We start from the raw sequence: 6,454 nt of genomic DNA, 5'->3' as shown, positions 1-6,454 counted from the left end.
AGAGCATCCCGCGCCCGGCCGCCCGCCCCCGGCGCCTCACCTGGCCGCCGCCGACGCCCGGGCCACCCCCTGCTCCTTCGGTCCGAGGAACCGGGGATCCGGCTCGAACACCGCGTCCAGGGCCGCCTTGCCGGCCGCCAGGACCTCCCGGGCGCCCCCGTAGAGCCAGGTGACGTTGTGCGCGGCGGCGACGGCGACGCCGTAGGAGTCGACGCCCGCCGCCTCGCACAGGGCGACCGCCCGCCGGATGTGGAAGTCCTGGCTGATCAGCACGGCCTCGTCGACCCCGAAGATCTTCTTGGCGCGCACGCACGAGTCCCAGGTGTCGAACCCGGCGTAGTCGCTGACGATCCGCCGGTCCGGCACGCCGTGCCTCGTCAGATAGGCGCGCATCGCGTCGGGCTCGTCGTAGTCCTCGCGGCTGTTGTCGCCCGTGACGAGGACCACCTCGATGCGCCCGGCCCGGTACAGCTTCGCCGCCGTGTCCAGCCGGTGCGCGAGATACGGCGACGGCTCGCCGTCCCACAGCCCCGCCCCGAACACCACGGCGACCTCGCGGCGCGGCGCCTTCGCCGTCGTGCCGATCCGGTCGGACGTGGACACGTACAGCCAGGTGGACGGCAGCAGCGCCAGCACGCACCCGGCCATCACGGCCTGCACCAGCCGGCGCCGCCCGGCGCGGGTGCGCGGCAGCCGCGGTCGACGGACGTCCATGAGATCCCCCCGGTCGAACTCCCCTTCGGCCCGGAAAGACGCGGCCGGCGGTGATCCGGTTCGCCCTCCCGCGGTGTGTCCCGCGCCTCACATCCGCCCCGCCCCGGCGGTGAACCCCCGGAAAACAGTCGTGACGGTCAGGCAACGGGGGTGCAATCTCGGCCAGGCAGGATGGGTGCATGAGCCAGCCACGTCTCGTCCACCTCGACGGCCGCCGGCGGCCCGGCCCGCCCGCGCTGGTCGTCGTCGCCCACGGCAGCCGTGACCCGCGCGCCCTGAGCACCGTCCGCGCGCTCCTGGACGTCGTCCGCGCCGAGCGCCCCGGCCTCGCGGTCCACCTCGGGCACATCGAGCTGAACGAGCCCCTGCTCACGGACACCCTGGCCGGTCTGGACGCCGACGGCACGACGGACGCCGTCCTCGTCCCGCTCCTCCTCGCCCGGGGCCATCACGTCAAGCGCGACATCCCCGAGACGGCGGCGCGGGCCCGGGTGCGCACGCGCGTGGCCGCGCCGCTGGGACCGCACCCGCTGCTGGCCGAGACCCTGCACGCGCGTCTGACCGAGGCCGGCTGGCGCGCGCCGCAGACCGAGCGGGAGCGACGGTCGAGCGCGGTGGTGCTGGCGGCCGCCGGCTCCCGCGACCCCGACGCGGCGACCGACACGCGCCGCACGGCACGACTGCTCGCCGAACGCCTGGGCGTGCCGGTGACGCCCGCCTACGCGTCGACGGCGGCCCCGACGGTGGCGACGGCGCTGCGGGCCCTGGCGGCGCGAGGGCGCGACCGGGTGGCGGTGGCGTCCTGCTTCACGGCCCCCGGACGCTTCGCGACGGAGGCCGCGCAGGCGGCCCCGTGGATCGCCGCGGCCCCGCTGGGCGTCCACCCCCTGATGGCGAGCCTTCTGCTGCACCGCTACGACCGGGCCCTCGCGGCCGACGGCAGGAGCGACGCCGCCTGAGGGGCGCGCGGCGCGAGCACGCGGCCCGCCGCGGACGGCACGAACACGCCCCCCACGGAACCCGGCAGGCGAGTAGCGCCCCGATTGTCACTCCCGCCGCTTACTGTCGAATCATGGAAGGCACCGCACACCCCGACACCGCCTATGACCCGACGTCAGTCGCCCGCTGGGCCCCCGAGCCCGACAAACGCCCCGGCCGTACCGCCTTCCAACGCGACCGCGCGCGCGTCCTGCACTCGTCGGCGCTCAGAAGGCTCGCGGCAAAGACCCAGGTCGTCACCCCCGGAGAGCGCACCCCCGAGTGGGACGCGACGCCGCGCACCCGCCTCACCCACTCCCTCGAGTGCGCCCAGGTCGGCCGGGAGCTCGGAGCGGCCCTCGGCTGCGACCCGGACCTGGTCGAGGCGGCCTGTCTCTCCCACGACCTCGGCCATCCGCCCTTCGGCCACAACGGCGAACAGGCCCTCAACGACTTCGCACGGGACTGCGGCGGCTTCGAGGGCAACGCCCAGTCGCTGCGCCTGCTGACCAGGATCGAGCCCAAGCGCTTCACGGAGGAGGGCTCCGTGGGCCTCAACCTCACCCGGGCCGCCCTCGACGCCGCCACCAAGTACCCCTGGCCGCGGGGCGGCCACCCCACCGACGCAGGCTCGCCCAAGTTCGGCGTCTACGACGACGACCGTCCCGTCTTCGACTGGGTGCGCGAGGAGGCCCCCGGGACGCGCACGTGCTTCGAGGCCCAGGTCATGGACTGGGCCGACGACGTGGCGTACTCCGTCCACGACGTGGAGGACGGCCTGCACGCGGGCCACATCGACCCGATCTGCCTGCACGCCGAACCGGAACGCCAGGAGATCTTCCGGGTCGCCGTCGGCCGTTACGTGCCCGCCGGCACCGACCCGGCCGAGCTCGCCGCCGCCCTCGACCGCCTCCAGGACCAGGAGTGGTGGCCGCACGGCTACGACGGCACGGCGGTGGCCCAGGCCCGCCTCAAGGACGCCACCAGCCAGCTCATCGGCCGTTTCTGTCTCGCCGCCGAGGGCGCCACGCGCGCGCGGCACCACGCCGGCCGCCTCACGCGCTACGGCGCCGAACTCGTCGTCCCGCACGAGACCCGCCTGGAGTGCGCGGTCCTCAAGGCCGTCGCCGACCGGTACGTCATGCAGCGCGCCGAACAGGAACGCCTGCGCGCCGACCAGCGCGTCGTCATCGGCGAACTCGCCGAGGCGCTCACCGCCCGCGCCCCCGACGGCCTCGACCCCCAGTTCCGCGCGCTGTTCGACCGGGCCGCCGACGACCGCGCCCGCAAACGCGTCGTCGTCGACCAGATCGCGTCCCTCACCGACGCCTCCGCCCGCTCGCTCCACCGCCGGCTGACGACGCACACCAGACGCTGACCGGGAGCGCCCCGTCCGCCCCGTGCGCCCAAACGGGCCGAAACGCGCCACGGCGTGCCGTGATCGGGCACGTCCCCCTTCCCCCATCACGCTGCGTGCGGGACGCTCGCATATGGCGGCACGCTCAACGAGGAGGCATCACGTGGTCGACGCGGATCAGACATTCGTCATCGTCGGAGGAGGCCTGGCCGGCGCGAAGGCGGCCGAGACGCTGCGAGCGGAGGGCTTCACCGGCCGCGTGATACTGATCTGCGACGAACGCGACCACCCCTACGAGCGGCCGCCGCTCTCCAAGGGCTATCTCCTCGGCAAGGAGCCGCGCGAGAGCGTCTTCGTGCACGAGCCCGCCTGGTACGCGCAGAACGACATCGAGCTGCACCTCGGCCAGACCGTCGACGCGATCGACCGCACCGCGAAGACGGTCCGCTTCGGCGACGACGGCACGCTCGCCCACTACGACAAGCTGCTGCTGGCGACCGGCGCCGAGCCGCGTCGTCTGGACATCCCCGGCACCGACCTGGCCGGCGTGCACCATCTGCGTCGCCTCGCGCACGCCGAGCGCCTCAAGGGCGTCCTCGCGGCCCTCGGCCGCGACAACGGCCACATCGTGATCGCCGGCGGCGGCTGGATCGGGCTGGAGATCGCTGCGGCCGCCCGCGAGTACGGCGCCGAGGTCACCGTCGTCGAGCCCGAGCCGACGCCGCTGCACGGGGTCCTCGGCCCCGAGCTCGGAAGCGTCTTCGCCGACCTGCACCGCGAGCACGGCGTGCGCTTCCACTTCGGCGCCCGGCTCACCGAGATCGTCGGACAGGACGGCATGGTCCTCGCCGCCCGCACCGACGACGGCCAGGAGCACCCGGCGCACGACGTCCTCGCCGCGATCGGCGCGGCCCCGCGGACGGCCCTCGCCGAGGCGGCCGGCCTGGAGATGGCCGACCGCGCCCACGGCGGCGGCGTCGCCGTGGACGCGACCCTGCGCACCTCGGACCCCGACATCTACGCCGCCGGCGACGTCGCGTCCTTCCCGCACGGCCTGTTCGACACCCGGCTGCGCGTCGAGCACTGGGCGAACGCCCTGAACGGCGGCCCGGCGGCCGCCCGCGCGATGCTCGGCAAGGACGTCACCTACGACCGCGTGCCGTACTTCTTCTCCGACCAGTACGACCTGGGCATGGAGTACAGCGGCTGGGCGCCGCCGGGCTCCTACGACGAGGTCGTGATCCGCGGCGACGCGGCGAAACGCGAGTTCATCGCGTTCTGGGTGAAGTCGGGCCGGGTGCTGGCCGGGATGAACGTGAACGTGTGGGACGTCACCGAGCCGATCCAGAAGCTGATCACCGCCCGGACCCCGGTGGACACGCAGGCACTGGCCGACCCCCACGTCCCCCTGGACGGTCTCCTCCCGTGAGTGTCGGTGCGCCCCCGTAGAATCACTGCGTGGCAGGACGGATCAACGACGAGGACGTGAAGGCCGTTCGGGACGCGGTCCCGATCGACGCCGTGGTGTCCGAGTACCTCCAGCTGCGCAGCGCGGGCGGCGGCAACCTCAAGGGCCTGTGCCCTTTCCACGACGAGAAGTCGCCGTCCTTCCAGGTCAGCCCGAGCAAGGGGCTCTTCCACTGCTTCGGCTGCCAGGAGGGCGGCGACACCATCACGTTCGTGATGAAGGTCGACCACCTCACCTTCTCCGAGGCCGTCGAGCGGCTCGCCGCCCAGGCCGGCATCACCCTGCGTTACGAGGAGGGCGGCTACAACCCCTCCCACCAGCGCGGCGAGCGCATCCGCCTGGTCGAGGCCCACAAGATCGCCGCCGAGTGGTACGCGGAACAGCTCGCCCTCAGCCCGGAGGCCGACACCGGCCGGCTCTTCCTCGCCGAGCGCGGATTCGACCAGGCCGCCGCCGTCCACTTCGGCGTCGGCTACAGCCCCCAGGGCTGGGACCACCTCACCCGCTTCCTGCGCGGCAAGGGCTTCACCGACAAGGAGCTGCTCCTGTCCGGGCTCGCCCAGGAGGGCCGCCGCGGGCCCATCGACCGCTTCCGGGGCCGTCTGATGTGGCCCATCCGCGACATCGGCGGCGAGGTCGTCGGCTTCGGCGCGCGCAAGCTCTACGAGGCGGACAACGGCCCCAAGTACCTCAACACGCCCGACACCGCGATCTACCGGAAGTCCCAGGTCCTCTACGGCATCGACCTCGCGAAGAAGGACATCGCCAAGTCCAGCCGCGCCGTCGTCGTCGAGGGCTACACCGACGTCATGGCCTGCCACCTGGCCGGCGTCACCACCGCCATCGCGACCTGCGGCACGGCCTTCGGCGGCGACCACATCAAGATCCTGCGCCGGCTGCTGATGGACAACGGCAGCGCCCGTGTGATCTTCACCTTCGACGGCGACGCGGCCGGCCAGAAGGCGGCCCTGCGCGCCTTCGAGGACGACCAGAAGTTCGCCGCCGAGACGTACATCGCCATCGCCCCCGACGGCATGGACCCGTGCGACCTGCGCCTCGCCAAGGGCGACGAGGCGGTCGCCGACCTGATCCAGCCCCGTACCCCGCTCTTCGAGTTCGCCCTGCGCCAGATCGTCGTCCGGTACGACCTCGACACCCCCGCGGGCCGCGCCGCCGCCCTCGACGAGGCCGCGCCCATCGTCGCCCGCATCAAGAACAGCGGCGCACAGCACGAGGTCGCCGTCCAGCTCGCCGGCATGCTCGGCATCCTGGACACCCAGTTCGTCGTCAAGCGGGTCGCCCAGCTGGCCCGTTGGGCCCGCGACCGGGGCGGCAAGGGCCCCGCGCCGACCGGCCGCGGCCCTCAGCAGTACGAGGCCTCCCCCCGCCAGGCCTCGGGTCCGGCCCTCACTCTGCGCAACCCCGTCTACGCCACGGAACGCGAGCTGCTCAAGCTCGCCCTGCAGCGCCCGGAGCTGGTGTCCCCGGCCTTCGACGCGTACGGGGCCGACGAGTTCACCGCCGCGCCCTACGCCGCCGTCCGCCAGGCCGTCCTCGACGCGGGCGGCGCGGAGCTCGGCGTCCAGGACGGCTCGGAGTACCTGGTCCGCGTCCGGGACACGGCCCCCGACGACGCCGTCCGCGCGATGGTCACCGAGCTCGCGGTCGAGCCGATCATGCGCCGCACGGTCGACGAGGTGTACGCGGGCAACGTCCTGGTGCAGGTGCGCCGCCGTGCCGTCGAGCGCCGCGTCCAGGAGATCCAGATCACCGTCAAACGGCTGGAGGCGGGCGGCGACCCGGCGCAGCTCGCCGCCGCCAAGAACGAGCTGTGGGTCCTCCAGCAGTACGACCAGGCGCTGAAGGTGCACGGCCCCGACGCCCTCTGAACAGCACGTCACGCTCCGGACTCAAAAAGTCACCGCACGCCCCTCGTG

Annotated in this window: 5 protein-coding genes; 4 read left to right on the top strand and 1 reads right to left on the bottom strand. The window is 73.6% G+C overall.

Annotated elements, in window-relative coordinates; translation table 11 throughout:
• Positions 1–36 precede the first annotated feature (36 nt).
• A complete protein-coding gene (locus ABT300_RS05320) occupies positions 37–714 on the bottom strand; it encodes a SanA/YdcF family protein (protein ID WP_351672340.1) in 678 nt (225 codons plus the stop codon).
• Between the two features lie 179 nt (positions 715–893).
• On the opposite strand from ABT300_RS05320, the gene ABT300_RS05315 reads away from it, so the two are divergent.
• The 4 genes from ABT300_RS05315 (at position 894) to dnaG (ending at position 6,406) form a co-directional block, all read left to right on the top strand.
• Positions 894–1,673 (top strand): sirohydrochlorin chelatase, encoded by a 780-nt coding sequence (locus tag ABT300_RS05315; protein WP_351672338.1) that lies wholly within the window; start codon positions 894–896, stop codon positions 1,671–1,673.
• A gap of 113 nt (positions 1,674–1,786) precedes the next feature.
• The gene (locus ABT300_RS05310) at positions 1,787–3,070 is read left to right on the top strand and encodes a deoxyguanosinetriphosphate triphosphohydrolase (RefSeq protein ID WP_351672337.1); all 1,284 of its coding nucleotides are present in this window, start codon (positions 1,787–1,789) and stop codon (positions 3,068–3,070) included.
• A 142-nt stretch (positions 3,071–3,212) separates the two neighbouring features.
• Complete coding sequence (locus ABT300_RS05305; RefSeq protein ID WP_351672335.1) at positions 3,213–4,478, top strand: NAD(P)/FAD-dependent oxidoreductase; 1,266 nt, start codon at positions 3,213–3,215, stop codon at positions 4,476–4,478.
• Positions 4,479–4,507: 29 nt separating this feature from the next.
• On the top strand, positions 4,508–6,406 hold the full coding sequence (dnaG, locus tag ABT300_RS05300) for a DNA primase (RefSeq protein WP_351672333.1): 1,899 nt from the start codon (positions 4,508–4,510) through the stop codon (positions 6,404–6,406).
• Positions 6,407–6,454: the final 48 nt, after the last annotated feature.

It is taken from the genome of Streptomyces sp. NPDC001027, from assembly GCF_040299045.1.
Lineage (GTDB): Bacteria > Actinomycetota > Actinomycetes > Streptomycetales > Streptomycetaceae > Streptomyces.
Note: the sequence above shows the minus strand (reverse complement) of the source record. Positions and strands in the feature narration are given on the sequence as shown.